Below are 17905 nucleotides of genomic sequence, written 5' to 3' on the forward strand. Positions count from 1 at the left end.
ACCATTCAGATACGCTAAAGCTAAATGAAAACCTTCGTGATGTTGCACGGTATCAACCACAACATGTTCGGCAAGCGCGACCCCGCGCAATACGGCACGATCACGCTCGCCGAAATCGACGAGCGTCTGCGCGTCCTCGGCGACGAACTCGGCGTGCGCGTCGAGAGCTTTCAGACCAATAGCGAAGCCGAGATGTGCGAGCGCATCCACAAGGCGTTCCTCGACAACGCCGACGGCGTGATGATCAATGCGGGCGCGTGGACCCATTACAGCTACGGCATTCGCGACGCGCTCGCGATCCTGACGGTGCCAGTGGTCGAGATCCACATGTCGAACATTCATGCGCGCGAGCCGTTCCGCCATCTGTCGGTGTTCGCAGAGATCGCCAAGGGACAGATTTGCGGGTTCGGCGTGGACAGCTATCTGCTCGGGCTGCGCGCGGCGGTGTCGGCGGCGGCCTGACGTTGCACGGTCGCGCGGTTGCCCTGAGCAAGTTGCACTGAGCGGCCGCACAAGCCTACGGACGGGTTGACTCCACGCTTAACGCCACGCTTCGGTCAGCTCGTTCGCCAGCACCATTTTTTCGCGGACCGCTTCCACGAAGCTCGCGTCGATACCACCCTGCGCCTTCAGGAATTTCAGCGCGGCCGAATGCACGACCCGCATCGCCCCACCGTCGATGCCTTTCATCCGTGCCGCGCCGCGCCGCGTTTCTTCGACCAGATCGCGCGCACTCGTGAAATCGGGCGCCAAACCGCATTGCGCGTCGAAGCCGGCGCGCAAGCTCGCCGCGTATTCGCGCGACTGGCCGAGCCGGTCCATGTCGATCAGCAGATCGACACCCTCCCCCATGCGCAACGCGCAAAGCATCCACAACGCGACGAAGGCGCGATACGCGTTCTCGCCTTCCACCGTGCGCGCGTATTGCTCGCAGGCCATCGCATAGGCGTCGTCCGGCATCGACGCCATGAGCGGCGGCAGACTCGCGCCGCAGAGCCCGAGCACCTCTTTCACGAGCGGGTCCGACTGATTCAGTCCGAGCACGCGAAACGGCGCCGCGACGAAAAACGGATTGCTCCACTGCTGCCTGAGCAGCCAACCCGACGCGAATTGCGATGCGGGATTGCGCAGCACGCCCACGTGCATGGCGTCGGCAAACGCCTGCCTGAACCACGGCAGGCGTCCGCCCGAGCGACAAAACTTGAAGACCGGCACGCGCCGCTGTTCGGCGGTGCGCTCGCACAGATTGCGCAGATACGTGTGCAGGGCCGGAAATTGCGCATCGGGCGCGTGGCCGAAACGGTCGAGACTGAAGCGCCGGTCGTAGCCGGCCACGCCGCGCGCGTTCTCACGCAGAAACGGGCGGTATTCGTCGAAGTATGGCGTCGAGAGCGGCGGATGCCCCGAGGTCAGCGTGGGGCGCGACGCCGCGACGTCGGCGAGACTCAGTTCGGCCAGCACGTTGCTGAGCGGTTCGTAGAAGCCGGTCGCGCGCTCGAGTTCGCGCAAGCGCGACCAGACCCACGTTCCCGCGCTGCGCCAGCCCGTGTGCAGAAATACCGCCTGTTTCAGCGGGTTTTGTTGCGGCGTGGCGTCGTTGATCGATGAGTTCATCGTCGAATTCGTCGATGACGTAGCGGGCAATTCAGAAGGCAACTCGGGAGGCAACGACATGGGACTTCTCTTCCGGAAATCGAATGAAAGCGGCGACGCATCGGCGCAAATGCAGAACCAACGCGGCAGAAGCCGCCACTTTACCTCGTACGGCAGTAGCGTCGATTAGAAACGCGATGACGACCGGTACCGCGTGGGCAGCGACTCAACCGTACAGTACCGTCACTCGTCCTCTTCCGACAAACCGGCGAGCAGGTCGTCCACCGCGCGATACACGCGCTCGACGATCTCCGGCCCCACCTTGCGTTCGAGTTCGCGATAGTGCGCCTCGAGGTCCTTCGAAATCACGCGCACGAGTTCGACGCTCGTATCGGTCAGCGACACGAGCACGCGGCGCTGATCTTCGGCAAAACGCTCCTTGGTAATGAGCTCCATGCTCTCCATGCGCGCGAGCACGCCGGCCATGCTCGGGCTCGAAATCGTGCAGATATCGGAGATATGGCGCGGCTCCATCGGACCATGCTCGTTGAGTGCGCGTATCACCCGCCATTGCTGTTCGGTCAGCCCATGCGCGGTGATCAGCGGACGAAAGCGCTGCATCATTTTTTCGCGGGCGCGTAGCAGCAGCATCGGCAGATTGCGGTGCAAAACTCGGATGGACGCAGCGGACATATTGACGAGGAATTGAGAGCGGTTCTCGAAGCTTAAGGGAAAACCCGCGATCAACCAACAGCCTATTGACCGTGCATCATATCAAGCACGATACTGCTAACATATTAGTGTTTTCGTCGAACGACCGCCAGAACGTTCGCCGGGATTTCTTCCACGAGGCCGCGCATTCATGTTTGCCCTTGCCGATCATCTGCTGCATCCCGAAGGCGACGCGCTGCCTCGCGAGATGGACGCCCACGCCGCAGCCGCGCTGCTCGCGCGTGGCATCACATGCCGCGCGCCGGTGGGCGGCGCCGTCTACGGCACGCTGCTGAACGACCGCGCCGCGCTCGCGGCGCTCGGCGATGCGGTGAACGCCGCGCCTTACAAGGCGCCGCCCCAAGCGCCGGTGCTCTATCTGAAACCGCGCAACACGTTCGCCGGTCATCGCGCGCGCGTCGTCGTGCCGGACGATGCGCCCGGCGTCGAAGTCGGCGCGTCGCTCGGCATCGTGATCGGCCGCACCGCGACGCGCGTGAGCGCCGAACACGCGGCGGACTATATCGCCGGCTACACATTGATCGGCGATCTGAGCGTGCCGCATACCAACGTGTACCGCCCGAACGTGCGCCTGCGCGCCCGCGACGGCTTCTGCGTGATCGGCCCGGCGCTCGTTGCCGCACGCCACGTCGCAACGCCCGATGCGCTCGAGATCAGCGTGTCGCTCAACGATGCGAAGCCGCCGTTCACCGCGAACACTGCGTCGTCGCTACGCAACGTCGCGCAACTGCTCGCCGACGTCACCGACTTCATGACGCTCGATGCGGGCGACGTCATCACGCTCGGCGTGCCCCACGGCTCGCCGGTCGCGCGCAGCGGCGACACGGCCACCTTGTCGATCGGCACGCTGCCGCCGCTCGTCGTCTCGTTCGTCGGCGCGCATCGTCACAACGGAGAACCGTCATGATGCGCGGCCGGGTTGCCTACGCGGGAGCGATTCACCAAGCCTATCCGTATGAACATGGCGTGCGTCTCGCCGACGGCCGCGTGCGCCGCGAAGACGAAGTGGTCTGGCTCGCGCCGATCGAAGTCGGCACGATCTTCGCGCTCGGCCTCAACTACGCCGAGCACGCGAAGGAATTGCAGTTCGGCAAGCAGGAAGAGCCACTCGTGTTTCTGAAGGGACCGGGCACGGTGCTCGGCCATCGCGGCGTCACGCGCCGTCCCGCCGACGTCGCGTTCATGCACTACGAGTGCGAACTCGCGGTCGTGATCGGCCAAACCGTGCGCAACGTCGAGCGTGAAAACGCCATGCAGCACGTGGCCGGCTACATGATCGCGAACGACTACGCGATTCGCGATTACCTCGAAAACTACTATCGCCCGAACCTGCGCGTGAAGAATCGCGACGGCGGCACCGTGCTCGGCCCCTGGTTCGTCGACGCGGCCGACATCGCCGACGTCAACCAGCTGGAACTGCGCACCTTCGTGAACGGCACGCGCCAGCAATGCGGCAACACGCGCGATCTCGTCACCGGCATCCCCGCACTGATCGAATATCTGAGCGGCTTCATGACGCTCGCGCCCGGCGACGTGATCCTGACCGGCACGCCCGAAGGCATCGTCAACGTCGACGTGGGCGATGAAGTCGTCTGCGAAATCGACGGCCTCGGCCGTCTCGTGAATACGATCGCATCCGACGCGGACTTCGGCCGCGCGTGATCCGCAGCGAACAGGAAAAGGACAACGCAATGACGATCGACCATCTGATCAACGGCGAAGCGTGCGCCTCGAACGAGTACTTCGAAACCGTCAATCCGGCCACCCAGGATGTGCTCGCCGAAGTCGCACGCGGCGGTGCGAAGGAAGTCGACGCGGCCGTGAGCGCCGCGAAGAACGCGTTCCCCGCGTGGGCCGCGAAGCCCGCCGCCGAGCGCGCGAAGCTGATCCGCAAGCTCGGCGAACTGATTACGCAGCACGTACCGGAAATTTCGAAAACCGAAACGAAGGACACCGGCCAGACGATCTCGCAAACGCGCAAGCAGCTCGTGCCGCGCGCCGCCGACAACTTCAGCTATTTCGCCGAGATGTGCACGCGCGTCGACGGCCATACGTACCCGACCGATTCGCATCTGAATTACACGCTGTTCCATCCGGTCGGCGTGTGCGCGCTGATCTCGCCGTGGAACGTGCCGTTCATGACGGCCACGTGGAAAGTCGCGCCCTGCCTCGCATTCGGCAACACGGCCGTGCTGAAGATGAGCGAACTGTCGCCGCTCACCGCGTCGATGCTCGGCCAGCTCGCGCTCGAAGCGGGCATTCCGAAGGGCGTGCTCAACGTCGTGCACGGCTTCGGCAAGGAAACGGGCGAACCGCTCGTCGCGCATCGCGACGTGCATGCGGTGTCGTTCACGGGTTCGACGGCAACGGGCAATCGCATCGTGCAAACCGCGGGCCTCAAGAAGTTCTCGATGGAACTCGGCGGCAAATCGCCGTTCGTGATCTTCGACGACGCCGACTTCGAGCGCGCGCTCGACGCCGCTGTATTCATGATCTTCTCGAACAATGGCGAGCGCTGCACGGCGGGCTCGCGCATTCTGGTGCAGCGCTCCATTTACGCGCGCTTTGCCGGGCGCTTCATCGAGCGTGCGAAGCGTCTGAGCGTGGGCGATCCGCTTGCCGACAGCACGATCGTCGGCCCGATGATCAGCCAGGGGCATCTCGCGAAAGTGCGCAGCTATATCGAACTCGGCCCGAAAGAAGGCGCAACGCTCGCCTGCGGCGGGCTCGATACGCCCGCTCTGCCCGCCACACTGCGTCAAGGCAATTTCGTCATGCCAACCGTATTCGTCGACGTCGACAATCGCATGCGCATCGCGCAGGAAGAAATCTTCGGACCGGTCGCCTGCCTGATTCCGTTCGACGACGAAGCCGAGGCGATCCGTCTCGCCAACGATATTTCGTATGGCCTGTCGAGCTACATCTGGACCGAGAACACGGGCCGCGCGCTGCGCGTGGCCGCCGCCGTCGAAGCCGGCATGTGCTTCGTCAACAGTCAGAACGTGCGCGATCTGCGCCAGCCGTTCGGCGGCACGAAAGCCTCGGGCGTGGGCCGCGAAGGCGGTACCTGGAGCTACGAAGTGTTTCTCGAACCGAAGAACGTCTGCGTGTCGCTCGGCTCGCATCACATTCCGCGCTGGGGCGTTTGACCACGGCGGCATCCGCGCAGGCACACGCCGCGCGACGCCAGGCCGACAAAGGAGATCGCGATGGGCAAACTCGCGTTGGCAGCAAAAGTCACTCACGTACCGTCGTTGTATTTGTCCGAACTCGACGGTCCGCACAAGGGCTGCCGCCAGGCCGCCATCGACGGTCATCATGAGATCGGCCGGCGCTGTCGCGAACTCGGCGTCGATACGATCGTCGTCTTCGACGTGCACTGGCTCGTGAATAGCGAATACCACATCAATTGCGCGCCGCAATTCGAAGGGGTGTACACGAGCAACGAACTGCCGCACTTCATCAGAAACATGCCGTACGCCTACCCCGGCAATGCCGGGCTCGGCCATCTGATCGCGGACGTCGCCAACGAAATGGGCGTGAAAAGCCGCGCGCACAGCGAGACCACGCTCGAACTCGAATACGGCACGCTGGTGCCGATGCGCTACATGAATAGCGACCAGCACTTCAAGACCGTGTCAGTGGCGGGCTGGTGCATGTGGCACGACCTCGCAACGAGCGCGCGTTTCGGTCTCGCGGTGCGCCGCGCGATCGAGGAGCGTTACGACGGCACGGTCGCGATTCTCGCGAGCGGTTCGCTCTCCCACCACTTCGCGAACAACGGCACGGCCGAACAATTCATGCACAAGGTATGGAGCCCGTTTCTCGAACAGATGGACCGCAGCGTCGTGCGTCTGTGGGAAACCGGCGACTGGAAGACGTTCTGCGACATGCTGCCGCTCTATAACGAAAAATGCTGGGGCGAAGGCGGCATGCACGACACCGCAATGCTGCTCGGCGCGCTCGGCTGGGATCGCTACGACGGCAAGGCCGAGGTCGTCACGCCGTATTTCGGCAGTTCGGGCACGGGGCAGATCAACGCGATCTTCCCGGTTACGCCGCTACCCGTCTGACACTCGCAAAGGAATCGCCATGCCCCATCTGACACTCGAATACAGCGCCAATCTCGCCGACGCACAACGCATCGGCCAGTTATGCAAAGACCTCGCGCAGTGCCTCGATGCGCAGCGCGAGAACGGCGAGCGCGTGTTTCCGCTCGGCGGCATTCGCGTGCGCGCGTTGCGCTGCGAGCAGTACTGCATCGCCGACGGCCGGCCCGACGCCGCGTTCCTGCACGCGAACCTGAAGATTGCCGCGGGCCGTTCGGAAGCGGTCAGGAAGGCGAGCGGCGATGCGCTCTTCGCGCGGATCAAGCAGCACTTCGCCACGGAGTTCGAACAGCACGGGCTCGCGTTGTCGCTCGAAATCAGTGAGTTCAGCGAAGCGGGCACCTGGAAGCATAACAATCTGCACGCGCGGTTGAAGGGTTAGGAGCGGAGTTAAAAGCGCGGGGTTAAACGCAAGAGCTAAAAGCAAAGAGCCGAGAATCTCACCATGCTAGACGAACAGACCATCCGCGATCTCGCGGCGCAACTCGATCGCGCGGAGAAGACCCGCACGCAATTGCGTCATTTTTCCGCGCAATATCCGCAGATGACCGTGCAGGACGGTTATGCGATCCAGCGCGAATGGGTCAGGCTCAAGCTCGCCGAGGGCCGCGTAATCAAGGGCAGAAAAATCGGCCTGACCTCGCGCGCGATGCAGCGCTCGTCGCAGATCGACGAACCCGACTATGCACCGCTGCTCGACAGCATGTTTATCGAAAACGGCCAGGACATTCGCGCGGACCGCTTCATCGCGCCGCGCGTCGAAGTGGAACTCGCGTTCGTGCTGAGCAAGCCGCTGAAAGGCCCCGGCGTCACACTATTCGACGTGCTCGACGCGACCGCTTACGTGAGCCCGGCCGTCGAGATCATCGACGCGCGCATCGAGCAGTTCGATCGCGAGACGCACGCACCGCGCAAGGTCTACGACACGATCTCCGACTTCGCCGCGAACGCGGGCATCGTGCTCGGCGGCCGGCCCGTACGTCCGCTCGACGTCGATCTGCGCTGGGTCGGCGCGCTGCTTTATAAAAACGGTGCGGTCGAGGAAAGCGGACTCGCGGCAGCCGTGCTCAACCATCCGGCCACCGGCGTCGCCTGGCTCGCGAACAAGATTGCTCCGTATGACGAATCATTGAACGCGCACGACGTGATCCTGAGCGGCTCGTTCACGAGCCCGATTCCGGCGCGCGCCGGCGACACGTTTCACGTCGACTATGGTCCGCTCGGCGGCATCGGTTTGAATTTCATCTGAGAGCATCGACATGGTCCTGCCGAACAACCCCTTCAAACGCGCGCTCGCCGAGGGCAAGCCGCAATTCGGCCTGTGGGCCGCGCTCGCCGACGCGTACGTGACCGAATTGCTCGCCACCGCCGGCTTCGACTGGCTGCTGATCGACAACGAGCACGCGCCGAACGACGTGCGCAGCACACTGTCGCAATTGCAGGCGGTGGCCGCGTACCCGTCGCATCCGGTCGTGCGACCGGTGCGCAGCGACGCCGCGCTGATCAAGCAACTGCTCGACATCGGCGCGCAAACGCTGCTGCTGCCGATGATCGACACGACCGCGCAGGCACTCGACGCGGTCGCGGCCACGCGTTATCCGCCGCAGGGCATTCGCGGCGTCGGCAGCGCGCTCGCGCGAGCGTCGCGCTGGAATCGCGTGCCCGATTATCTGCACACCGCGGGCGAGGAATTGTGCGTGATCGTGCAGGCGGAAACCGTGCAGAGCCTCGACAATCTCGCGGAAATCGCGCGTGTGGAGGGTGTCGACGGCGTGTTTTTCGGGCCGTCGGATCTGAGCGCGTCGATGGGTCTACTCGGCAAGCCGGGCGACGCGCGCGTGCGCGACGCGATTCGCCACGGCATCGATACCGTGCGCGGCGCGGGCAAGGCAGCAGGCGTGCTCGCGCCCGACCCGGCGCTTGCCGCCGAATATCTCGCGGCCGGCGCGAGCTTCGTCGCAGTCGGCACCGATACGGGTCTGCTGAGCCGCGCGGCCGCGGATCTCGCGGCGTCGTATAGAAATGCGCCGGCTGTGGCGGCGGCGGTTAAGGGTGGGTATTGAACGGGATATTGCGCAGATACAGAGCGGCTACGGGCAGGCACCCAACGTGGACTTGAGCATGCATCGGGTATCCAAGGCGTTAATCCCGCCCCGGCCACGGCAACCCGCGCGCCGACCAGTCGAGCTCGACACCGATCACACACCGCCCGGCAGCAAGATGCTCGGCCAGCGTCACCGCGATACAGGGCCGTCCCCCGCACGCGAGCGATAGATACGGACTGCTCGTGATCTCCTCGCCCGGCATCAGCACCGCATTGCGGAAGTACGGCCGATGGTCCCAGCGCGCATCGTACGGATTCGCGACCGGCTGCAGCGACGCCATGGCCTCGCTCCATGCCGGCCCGCGCACTTCGTGGCCGATCTGCCGGCCGGTCTCGTCGAGCACGAAGCAACTGATGCTGTGTTCGAGGCGCGCGAGCGCCTCGAACGCGTCGGCCATCGCGGCGCCGGCGAGCAACGCATCGGCGGCGCGCCGCAGTTCGCGCCGGTACGGCTCCACCTCGGATTCGAACAACGCATGCTGATGCGCGCGCCCCTGCGCGATCACGTCGAATGCATCGTCGATCTGCCGGCGCACCGACTCGGGCGACGCAATCTCGCTCGCGGGCCGGCCAAGCAGATAGCCCTGCGCGAAATCGACGTTCGACTCGACCGCGAGAATCAGCTCGTCGGCAGTCTCGACGCCCTCCACGACGACGAGCATGCCCGCCTGATGCAGCAGCGACACGAGCGTCGGCAGGATCGGCTGCTGCGTATGCTGCATGGTCGCGCGGATCAGTTCGCCGTCGAGCTTGACGAGGTCGGGGCGAATCCGCAGCAGCCGGTCGAGATTCGATTGCCCCGCGCCGAAATCGTCGACGGCGATCAGAAAGCCGTGCCGCCGGTACAGCGCGGCCGCGCGCGACATATCGTCGACGCTGCCGCCGTGCGATTCGAGAATTTCGAGGATCACGCGCTCGGGTTCGAGCCCCGCGCCGCGCACGATCTTCGTCAACTGATCGGCGTAGCCGTCGGCGATGAAGGTGGCCGGCAGGATGTTCAGGAACAGCCATGCGCCGCCGGGCAACTGGCGGCATGCGTTGCCGAGGTGTACCGCATGGCTCGCGCGATCGAGCGCGCCTTCGTCGCTCGACGGTTTCGGCGCGAACATCACGACCGGCGGCACGAGCGTGCCGTCGTCCCGCTCGCCGCGCAACAGCGCCTCGAAGCCGACCTGCTTCTGATGCGAGAGGCTGTAGAGCGGCTGGAAGTGCGAGATCAGATGGAAGCCGTCCCAGCGATAGCGCGGCGCCTCGCCACTGCCTTGTTCGCTGCCCTGACTATCTTGCGCACCATCCCGCGCGCCGTCCTGCGCCGAAAGCCCGCCGAACGTCGGCTGCCGCGCGTCGAGCGGCAGGGCACGTTCCGCGCAAACGCGGTTCCTGCCCGAATGCTTCGCACGCAGCAGCGCTTCGTCCGCGCGATCGAGCAGCACCATGAAGCTTTCGCCGCGCCGATATTCGGCAACGCCGAAGCTCGCGGTCAGAAGACCGTCCGGCCGCTCGATCGCGCCAATCGCGCCGCGCAGCCGCTCGGCCAGTTGCAGCGCGCCGACGAGATCGGCGTCGAGCAGCACCGCGAACTCCTCGCCGCCGACGCGGCTCGCGCCGTCGCACGGCGTCACCTGCCCCATCAGCACCTGCCCGACCTCGTGCAACGCCCGGTCGCCGACCGCATGGCCGAAGCGGTCGTTGAGCGACTTGAAGCTGTCGAGGTCGAGAAAGATCGCGCTGATGCGCGCGTCCGGCGCGAGCATCGCAAGCCGCTCCTCGGCGCGCTTGACGAACGCGCGGCGGTTTTGCAGGCCGGTCAGCGGATCGGTTGCGGCGAGCTGCGCCAGTTGGCTCTCGAGCAGAAAGTGATTGCGCCGGAACCGGTAGAAGCCGAAATGAAACACCGCCGCGGTCGGTGCGCCGACCGCGACGACCCATGCCCACACGGCCGCGTCGATGTCGCGCGGATGGCTCTTGCCGAGCAGCAGTAGCGCGACGGCCACCGCATAGAACAATGCGCTGCCGGTGAAAAAATGCACGGGCGTCAGCCACAGCGGCGCCGCGCAGATCGGGATCACGACGAGCGCGGGCAACAGCCACATCAACGGATGCGCGACGCCACTGGCATTGAGCACGAGTCCGCCGATCAGCACCTGCATGTACACGACGCCGATCGCGCCGAATAGCCACGTCGACTTCGTGCCCGGGATCGCCAGCACCAGCAGCGCGAGCACGAGCGCGCAAAGCAGCCGATAGCCGAGCGGCGCGACGGTGCCGCCCGCGAGATCGCGCGCCGCCACCATGCACAGGAACGCGATCACCGTGAAAGCCATCGTCACGGTGGACAGCGGCCGCTGATGTTCGAGCGAGCGCCGATGAAAGCGCTCGCGCAAACCGGGCTCAGGCTGGTGCTGCGTCGGGATGGCAGACATAGAACGGTATCGGACTGGGGTTCGGGTGACTCCGCCAACGGTTAACGGCAAACATCTTACAAATATTTATGGCTCACTTCACGGCGGCGCGCAGCGAGGTGACGATGCGGGCTCGTCCCGCGAGCGGCCGCTCCGCCTACATCGCCTACGCCGCCATCACGCGGTTGCGCCCCGCCGCCTTCGCCGCATAGAGCGCACGATCGGCGCGGCTCATCAGTTGCTCGAGCGATTCGCCGCGCCGGTGCTGGTCCACGCCGACGCTGAACGTATAGCGCAGGCCGCGTGGCAGCGCACCCGGCGCGCTCGCCGCGAGCCGCGCGCGCAGCCGTTCGAGCAGCACGACCGCCTCGGCGACCGAAGTCGCCGGGCACAGCACGCCGAACTCCTCGCCGCCGAGCCGCCCGAACACGTCGCCGACACGCAGCTCGCGCGCGACGAACGCCGAGAAATGACCGAGCACCTCGTCGCCGGCCGCATGACCGTGCGTATCGTTGACCGACTTGAACGAATCGATGTCGACGATCGCGAGCGCGACCGGCGAGCCGCTGCGCAGCGACGCGTTCAGCAGCGCGCCGCCGATCTGCAGGAACGCGCGGCGCGATAGCGCGCCGGTCAGGTCGTCGACGTTGGCGAGCCGTTCGAGCCGCTCGGCGAGACGGTCGTGCGCGAGCATCACGACGCCGATCGACAGGAACGGCGGCGCGAGAACGCCGACCGCGAGAAACACGATATTGGACGGCGTGACCTGCATCAGATCGGTCTGCGCAATCAGGCCGAAGCCGTAGAGGATGCCGCGCGAGGCGTGCCCGGCGCCCAGCAGCAGCGCCACGGTCGCGATGAAGTAATAGCTGTAGCGCGGCCGGTGCTCGGGACGCCCGCCCATCATCAGCACGAACAGTTCCGCATAAAGCACCGCGTGATACACCGACACGACCGTCACGCGCGCGTTGAAATTCGGCGCGACGAAGGTCCAGTAGCCGATGGCGGCGAGCAGCGCCACGAGGCCCGCATAGGCGCACCACGGCCGCGTGTTCCGCCCCAGAAAACGCAACGCGCCTTCGAGCACGAGCAGCAGGGCGAGGGCAAGCAGTCCGTTGGCCGCGACGAAGGTCAGCCAGCGCGACGCGTGCCCCTGCGAGGCAAAGGCGAGCAGCGCGACGATCGCGCACACGTTTGCCACAATCCAGCAACCGACGCCCGGAATCGCCGCGCGCCATAACGAGCCGAGCACGGCCATTGCCATCGCGCCCGACAAGACCGTGACCAGCAGAATCGTAAGTGGATTGAGCATTGCAATCTGTTTGAATCGAACAACGTCGCAAAGCATTCGGCGTGCTTTGCGCTGGCCTCTTTGATCGGCTCGCGCCGATTATTTCCTGCAACGCGTACGGACGATTCATACATCGAGCCTCGAGGCGGCTGTTGGTCCGCGCCTGTCCGCTTTCATGTCGCCCCGCTCGCCCGACGAGCCTGCGGAAAAAAATTCCGCTACCGGCGCATCCCCATGCGCGTGGCCCTATTGTGCCTCATGCCTGTGACAGCGATCGTCGCGCGGCCTGCGCCGGCGCGGCAGACGTTGTTCCGGCGCGACCCCGATACCGCATCCGGCGCGCAATGCGAAGACGCGAAACAGGCCGTCATGGTCGGCCGATATGCCGAAGGCGAATCAGGCACCATGCGGCGTCCAGCGGGAGAAAACGTTTCAATAGAACGTCACAGGCAAAAATTACGCTGTTGCGTCGCCGCCAATCCAGGTCAATCAATGTACAAGCTGACGATTGGAAAGTAGCTAAAAGTCAGTGCCTTCAGTAAACTTCGTCCGAAGTGTGCCGGACAGACTAGACAGCGCGGTAAAAGAGACGTAAGGCACGCAATGCGCGAATTTCCGAAATGCCTTTCAACCTGCCCGACCGTTGTATCCGCTCATGCGGATTGAACGACGATCGCTTCCGGAAAACATGGTCCCAATTCTCGACTACCTGCTGCAACGCCAAATCTCGCCGCAGTGGCGCGGCATGCTGAGCGCGCTCGCCAGCGAATTCGAGGCACAGATCGGGCATGACGAACTGCGCCAGTTGATGCATCGCGTCGGCAGCCGCTTCGCCGCCGCGCATCCGCTGCCCGAATGCGCGTCGACGGTCGAGCTGGAGCAGGCGCTGAATCTCTACTGGCACGAGATGGATTGGGGCTACGTCGAACTCGCCGACGAAGCCGAGGCGCTGCGCATCGTGCACTACTGCGCGCCGCTCCAGGCATTCGGCGACGCGGCGCTCGCCTGGACGCCGGCGTTTCTCGAAGGCGTCTACCAGACGTGGATGTGCGCGTTGGGCGCACAGGGCCTGTCGGTCGCGCAGACGAGCGCGTTCGGCGCGGACAGCGCGCTCGAGTTTCGCCTGGGCCGTCATCCGGCCTGATACGAACGTACGTGCTCGCAGCATCGGTGCTGAGGGGCGCCGGCGAGTACGGGAACACCGCCGCCGAGGCCGTGAGGCCGCGCATGCTAAAACTGCTATTACAAACAACGGCATCATGAGTTCATCGAGCGATATCGAAAAACTGTTCGAGCAGTTTGGCGGCGACGCCAACGCGTATCAGGAAATCAGCCGCGAGAACGATGCGCGCATCGCGCGCACACGCTGGCCGCTGCTCGTGACGCTGGATCTGACGCAACCGGCGATTCCGGAAATCGGACAGCCTCGCGAAGCGGCACCGCAGCAGCCCGTGGCCGCGCAGCGTCGCGATGCCACCCTGAAGGACGACACCGCGGTGACGCGCGCGAATGCGCCGCTCTTCGCCCGGCCGCATCGGCGCGACATTCCACCGGTGGCCGCGGCCGCCGGGAAGCCCGTCATGCCGAGCGACGCGTCGTGGCGCTTCGGCACGCAGGACGAGGCGCTGGCGCGGGCGGAAGCGGAAGGTGCGGGTGCTGGCGCGAGTGGTGCTGGTGCGGCGGGTGCGTCTGCGGCGGCTTCGGTTGCTGTGTCGGCCACGACCCCGGCGCCTGGGTTCGCTGCGGTTACGGCGGCCGCTGTTGCACCGGCTGGTGCTTCGGGAATCGCTTCATCAACCGCGCCGGTTTTCGCCGCCGCTCCGACGGCCGCCCAACCCACGGCGCCCATCCCGCCGGCCGCTACCGTAACACCGCCCCAACCCACTGCCGCGCCGATCCCGCCAGCACCAACGGCACCCGCCTGGTACGCATCGGGAACCACCACCGCGTCGGCAGCACCGAGCGCACCGATCCCGCCCGCGATGCCAGCCGTCACGCCAACTGCGATGCCGCACGCAAGCGCGTCGTCCGCGCCGCAGTTCCGGGCGCCAACTGCGCCGCAACCGATTCCGCCGGCACAATCCGCGCAATCCGTGCAATACCCCGCGCAGCCGGCACAACCCGCACAGCCGGCCGCCCCCGCATGGGCGCACGCCACCGCACCGGCCCAAGCAACACAACCCACGCAACCCGCCCAACCCGCCTCGATCCTCGGCAAACTCTTCACCGCCCCGCAACAACCGGCGGTGGCCGCTCACGCGCCCCCGCCGCTGCAATCGGTATTCGACCGTCTGCGCGGCACGCCCGCGCAAGCCGCCGCGATACCGACACCAACGCCGGCACAAGCGCAAACACCGGCACAGACCCTCGCAGCCAGCCCCGCCGCGCCCGGCGCCCGCCCCTCGTGGCTCAACAACGGTCCGCGTCGCTCATGAAAGTCATTGCGGTGGTGTCCGCCAAAGGCGGGGTCGGCAAGACCACCCTCGCCGCCAATCTCGCCTCGGTGCTCGCGAGCAGCGGCCGGCGCGTGATCGCGCTCGACCTCGACCCGCAGAACGCGCTGCGTCTGCACTTCGGCGTGCCGCTCGACAGCATCGACGGCCTCTCGCGCGCCACGCTCGCCGGCGACCCGTGGCAAACGGTAATGTTCGACGGCGTCGACGGCGTGACCGTGCTGCCCTACGGCGCCGTGCTCGAGGACGACCGCCGCCGCTTCGAGGCCTACATCGACCAGCATCCGCAGTGGCTTGCGCAGTCGCTGCAGAACCTGCGGCTCGAGGCGTCCGACATCGTCATCGTCGACACGCCGCCCGGTTCGTCGGCCTACGTGCGCACCGCGCTCACCGCCGCCACCTTCGCGCTGAACACCGTGCTCGCCGATGCGGCCTCGTACGCGGCGATCCCGCAGATGGAACGGCTCATCGAAGCCTACGCGGCGCCGCGCGCGGAATTCGGCGGCGTCGGCTACGTGGTCAACCAGATCGACCAGTCGCGCCAGTTGACCAAGGACGTGCTCAAGGTGCTGCGCCAGATGCTCGGCCCGCGCGTCTTCCCGGGCGTGATCCATCTCGACGAAGGCGTGGGCGAAGCGCTCGCGTGCGACACCACGCTGATTCACTACGACCCACTGAGCCAGGCCGCCGCGGACTTCCGTTCGTGCGGCACATGGCTCGCGGCGGCGGTCGACGCGATCGCCGCGCCAAGGAGCGTCGCATGAGCCGTCCCGCTGCCTCGCGGGAGCCCGAGGGCAGCGAGCCCTCGCGCTTCGCCCGCTTCATCGACGCGCGCTTCTGGAACAGCCGCATCGTCACCGGGCTCGTCACGCTGTTCGCGCTGTACATGCTGTACTTCGTGTTCACGGTGCCGCTCGGCTTCGCCCAGCAGCTCACCTTCGCGACCTGCTGCTTCCTGCTCGCGCTGCTGTTTCGCCGCCTGCCCGGCCGTTACGCGACGATGGTGATGATCATGCTGTCGCTGGTGGCCTCGGGCCGCTATATGTACTGGCGCCTCACCGAGACCACCTACTGGGAGCATCCGCTCGACGCCGCCTGGGGTCTGCTGCTCGTCACCGCCGAGGTCTATTCGACGCTCGTGCTGATGCTCGGCTATTTCCAGACCGCATGGCCGCTGCAGCGCAAGCCGCTGCCGCTGCCCGCCAACCGCGACGAATGGCCGACTGTCGACGTCTTCATCCCGACCTACAACGAGCCGCTCGGCGTCGTGAAGCCGACCATCTACGCCGCGCTCGCACTCGACTATCCGGTCGAGAAGCTGTCGATCCACGTGCTCGACGACGGCCGCCGCCCCGAGTTCAAGGCGTTCTGCGAGGAAGTCGGCGTGAACTGGACGATCCGCACGCACAACCGCCACGCGAAGGCCGGCAACATCAACGAGGCGCTCAAGATCACGAACGGCGAATACCTCGCGATCTTCGACTGCGATCACATTCCGACCCGCTCGTTCCTGCAGATCGGCCTCGGCTGGTTCCTGCGCGACAAGCTGATGTCGATGCTGCAGACGCCGCACCACTTCTTCTCCGCCGACCCGTTCGAGCGCAACCTCGGCACCTTCCGCAAGGTGCCGAACGAGGGCGAGCTGTTCTACGGCCTGGTGCAGGACGGCAACGACCTGTGGAACGCAACGTTCTTCTGCGGCTCGTGCGCGCTGCTGCGCCGCAGTATGGTCGAGGAGATCGGCGGCATCGCGGTCGAAACCGTCACCGAAGACGCGCACACGGCCTTGAAGCTGCACCGGCTCGGCTACACCACCGCCTATCTGGCGATTCCGCAGGCCGCCGGTCTCGCGACCGAAAGCCTGTCCGGCCACATCGGCCAGCGCATCCGCTGGGCGCGCGGCATGACGCAGATTTTCCGCATCGACAATCCGCTCACCGGCCGCGGGCTGAAGCTCGGCCAGCGGCTCTGCTATCTGAACGGCATGCTGCACTTCTTCTACGGCGTGCCGCGCCTCGTGTTCCTGACCGCGCCGCTGTCGTACCTGTTCTTCGGCGCGCACGTGATCGAGGCCGCCGCCAGCACGATCGCGATCTACGCGATGCCGCACATGATGCACGCGAGCATTACGAACTCGCGCATGCAGCGCCTGTTCCGCCATTCGTTCTGGGCCGAGGTGTACGAGTCGGTGCTCGCCTCGTACATCACCGCGCCGACGCTGCTCGCGCTCATCAACCCGAAGCTCGGCAAGTTCAACGTGACGGCCAAGGGCGGGCAGATCGAGAAGAACTACTTCGACTGGTCGATCTCGCGGCCGTATCTGTTCCTGCTGCTGCTGAACCTGCTCGGCTTCATCGCGGGCCTCGTGCATATCTATCTGAACTGGCACGTGCGCAGCATCGTCGAGACGACGCTGCTCAACCTCGCGTGGACCGGCTACAACATGCTGATTCTCGGCGCGAGCGTGGCCGCCGCGAGCGAGCGCCGGCAGATCCGCGCGGTGCACCGCGTCGCGATGAAGATGCCGGTCATGCTGAAGTTTTCGACCGGCCGCACGCTCGCCTGCGAAACGATCGACTACTCGGAAGGCGGCGTCGGCGTGGCGCTGCCCAACCGCATCGAGGTGCCGATGCACGAGCGCGTGACCGTGTCGCTCTTTCGCGGCGACGAGGAATACGCGTTTCCCGCCACCGTCAGCTTCAGCGAGGCGGGCCGCGTGGGGCTGCGCTTCTCGTCGCTGTCGCGCGAGCAGGAGTACGAGTTCGTCAAGACCACGTTCGCGCGCGCGGACGCGTGGACCGGCTGGGCCGAGGGCCGCGAGCAGGACACGCCGCTGCGCGGCCTGTCGCACGTGCTGCGCGTCGGCGCGCGCGGCATCGCGGGACTGTTCGAGCATATCTACGACGACCTGCGCAGTTCGCTCAAAAGCCGTCCGGCGGACGTCAAAAAGCTAAAAACCAAAGACTGATCTATGGGCTACAGGATGGCGAAGGACAATCTCGAACGCCCGGCTCACGGGCGCGGCACCACCGGATCATCGCCCTCGCGCTGTTTCGCGCGCCGCGGCACGCGGCGGCTGGGATCGCCCATCGGATCGCCACCCGCGCCGCGCCGCGGATCGCGCTTCGGGTCGCCGCTGATGCGCGGCCTCGCCTGCTGGCTCGCCTTGCAGACCGCGCTCGCCGTGCCGCTCGCGGCGTTCGCGCCGCTGGCCGTGGCCG

General features: G+C 65.9%; 17 protein-coding genes. 12 read left to right on the top strand and 5 right to left on the bottom strand.

Features of this window, described 5'->3' with window-relative positions:
* The first annotated feature begins 24 nt into the window (after window positions 1-24).
* Window positions 25-462, top strand: a complete 438-nt coding sequence (aroQ, locus tag F3J19_RS29810) for a type II 3-dehydroquinate dehydratase (protein ID WP_167049647.1) — start codon at window positions 25-27, stop codon at window positions 460-462.
* Between the two features lie 78 nt (window positions 463-540).
* On the opposite strand, the gene F3J19_RS29815 is transcribed toward aroQ, so the two are convergent.
* Complete coding sequence (locus tag F3J19_RS29815) at window positions 541-1614, bottom strand: hypothetical protein (protein ID WP_167049648.1); 1074 nt, start codon at window positions 1612-1614, stop codon at window positions 541-543.
* A 222-nt stretch (window positions 1615-1836) separates the two neighbouring features.
* Window positions 1837-2244: a homoprotocatechuate degradation operon regulator HpaR gene (gene hpaR / locus F3J19_RS29820; RefSeq protein ID WP_167049650.1), complete on the bottom strand. Its 408-nt coding sequence runs from the start codon at window positions 2242-2244 to the stop codon at window positions 1837-1839.
* A gap of 211 nt (window positions 2245-2455) precedes the next feature.
* On the opposite strand from hpaR, the gene F3J19_RS29825 reads away from it, so the two are divergent.
* The 7 genes from F3J19_RS29825 (at window position 2456) to hpaI (ending at window position 8497) form a co-directional block, all read left to right on the top strand.
* The gene (locus tag F3J19_RS29825; protein ID WP_167049652.1) at window positions 2456-3232 is read left to right on the top strand and encodes a fumarylacetoacetate hydrolase family protein; all 777 of its coding nucleotides are present in this window, start codon (window positions 2456-2458) and stop codon (window positions 3230-3232) included.
* Complete coding sequence (locus F3J19_RS29830) at window positions 3229-3987, top strand: fumarylacetoacetate hydrolase family protein (protein WP_167049653.1); 759 nt, start codon at window positions 3229-3231, stop codon at window positions 3985-3987. The genes F3J19_RS29825 and F3J19_RS29830 overlap by 4 nt, the downstream gene beginning before the upstream one ends.
* A 29-nt stretch (window positions 3988-4016) precedes the next feature.
* A complete protein-coding gene (hpaE, locus tag F3J19_RS29835; protein WP_167049655.1) occupies window positions 4017-5474 on the top strand; it encodes a 5-carboxymethyl-2-hydroxymuconate semialdehyde dehydrogenase in 1458 nt (485 codons plus the stop codon).
* 60 nt (window positions 5475-5534) lie between these two features.
* Entirely contained in the window at window positions 5535-6398 is an 864-nt protein-coding gene (gene hpaD / locus F3J19_RS29840) for a 3,4-dihydroxyphenylacetate 2,3-dioxygenase (RefSeq protein WP_167049657.1), read from the top strand.
* 19 nt (window positions 6399-6417) lie between these two features.
* Window positions 6418-6816, top strand: coding sequence for a 5-carboxymethyl-2-hydroxymuconate Delta-isomerase (locus tag F3J19_RS29845; RefSeq protein WP_167049659.1), 399 nt, complete (start codon window positions 6418-6420; stop codon window positions 6814-6816).
* A 63-nt stretch (window positions 6817-6879) separates the two neighbouring features.
* Complete coding sequence (gene hpaH, locus F3J19_RS29850; RefSeq protein ID WP_167049661.1) at window positions 6880-7683, top strand: 2-oxo-hept-4-ene-1,7-dioate hydratase; 804 nt, start codon at window positions 6880-6882, stop codon at window positions 7681-7683.
* A 10-nt stretch (window positions 7684-7693) separates the two neighbouring features.
* Window positions 7694-8497 carry a 4-hydroxy-2-oxoheptanedioate aldolase gene (gene hpaI / locus F3J19_RS29855; RefSeq protein ID WP_167049663.1) on the top strand — a complete coding sequence of 268 codons (804 nt, stop codon included), beginning with the start codon at window positions 7694-7696 and terminating at the stop codon, window positions 8495-8497.
* Between the two features lie 79 nt (window positions 8498-8576).
* Here the strand turns inward: hpaI and F3J19_RS29860 are convergent, their stop codons facing one another.
* Together F3J19_RS29860 and F3J19_RS29865 are read right to left on the bottom strand one after the other, a co-directional pair.
* A complete protein-coding gene (locus F3J19_RS29860; RefSeq protein ID WP_167049665.1) occupies window positions 8577-10961 on the bottom strand; it encodes a bifunctional diguanylate cyclase/phosphodiesterase in 2385 nt (794 codons plus the stop codon).
* A 145-nt stretch (window positions 10962-11106) separates the two neighbouring features.
* Entirely contained in the window at window positions 11107-12252 is a 1146-nt protein-coding gene (locus F3J19_RS29865) for a GGDEF domain-containing protein (protein ID WP_167049667.1), read from the bottom strand.
* A 667-nt stretch (window positions 12253-12919) separates the two neighbouring features.
* On the opposite strand from F3J19_RS29865, the gene bcsD reads away from it, so the two are divergent.
* The 4 genes from bcsD (at window position 12920) to bcsA (ending at window position 17652) form a co-directional block, all read left to right on the top strand.
* Window positions 12920-13375, top strand: coding sequence for a cellulose biosynthesis protein BcsD (gene bcsD / locus F3J19_RS29870; RefSeq protein ID WP_167049669.1), 456 nt, complete (start codon window positions 12920-12922; stop codon window positions 13373-13375).
* 115 nt (window positions 13376-13490) lie between these two features.
* On the top strand, window positions 13491-14666 hold the full coding sequence (gene bcsP, locus F3J19_RS32455) for a cellulose biosynthesis protein BcsP (protein ID WP_205193365.1): 1176 nt from the start codon (window positions 13491-13493) through the stop codon (window positions 14664-14666).
* Window positions 14663-15448: a cellulose biosynthesis protein BcsQ gene (bcsQ, locus tag F3J19_RS29880; RefSeq protein ID WP_167049671.1), complete on the top strand. Its 786-nt coding sequence runs from the start codon at window positions 14663-14665 to the stop codon at window positions 15446-15448. The genes bcsP and bcsQ overlap by 4 nt, the downstream gene beginning before the upstream one ends.
* Window positions 15445-17652: a UDP-forming cellulose synthase catalytic subunit gene (bcsA, locus tag F3J19_RS29885; RefSeq protein ID WP_167049673.1), complete on the top strand. Its 2208-nt coding sequence runs from the start codon at window positions 15445-15447 to the stop codon at window positions 17650-17652. The genes bcsQ and bcsA overlap by 4 nt, the downstream gene beginning before the upstream one ends.
* A 44-nt stretch (window positions 17653-17696) precedes the next feature.
* On the opposite strand, the gene F3J19_RS29890 is transcribed toward bcsA, so the two are convergent.
* The coding region (locus tag F3J19_RS29890; RefSeq protein ID WP_167049675.1) for a hypothetical protein at window positions 17697-17905 on the bottom strand (209 nt) is incomplete at its 5' end.

Origin of the sequence: Burkholderia sp. Ax-1724 (genome assembly GCF_011752995.1) — a bacterium.
GTDB lineage: Bacteria > Pseudomonadota > Gammaproteobacteria > Burkholderiales > Burkholderiaceae > Paraburkholderia.